The sequence below is a fragment of the Aeromonas sp. L_1B5_3 genome, from assembly GCF_963866575.1.
In the GTDB taxonomy this organism is placed as follows: domain Bacteria; phylum Pseudomonadota; class Gammaproteobacteria; order Enterobacterales; family Aeromonadaceae; genus Aeromonas; species Aeromonas jandaei.
Genome location: NZ_CAWMDN010000072.1, coordinates 1 through 363 on the forward strand (window position 1 = coordinate 1; position 363 = coordinate 363).

Here is a 363-nt window from a genome sequence, read left to right on the forward strand (position 1 = left end):
CCCGGTCCTGCAGCAGGGTCTGCAGCCGCTCAGCGGCCTCTGTGGTACTGGTGATGGCAGTACCTTTGGCTAGACGCTTGCGAGCAATCTGATTGGCGATACGCAACAGGTCTTGCTCGGTCACGGGTTCGGTGACGACATAGGTGCCGGGGCATTCCCCGGCTTTGAGTTTGTGGTAACGCATGTGGGGTTCTCCAAATAAACAAAACCCCGGCACACATAAAGCATGTCAGGGTTAAAGGTAGAGCGGTTGTTGGTTCACTGTGAGGGGTGTTCAGTTGGCCTTGGTGGCGGCTTCTGCTCCTGTTCCGGCTGTAGGGGCGCGCTTCACCGGCATCAGCGGTCCGGGGACCAGTACGTTGA

Annotated in this window: 1 pseudogene; it reads right to left on the reverse strand. The window is 58.4% G+C overall.

Annotated elements, in window-relative coordinates:
- Positions 1–184, reverse strand: a pseudogene (locus AACR93_RS04575) (DNA repair protein RadC); the annotation flags it as partial.
- Positions 185–363 lie beyond the last annotated feature (179 nt).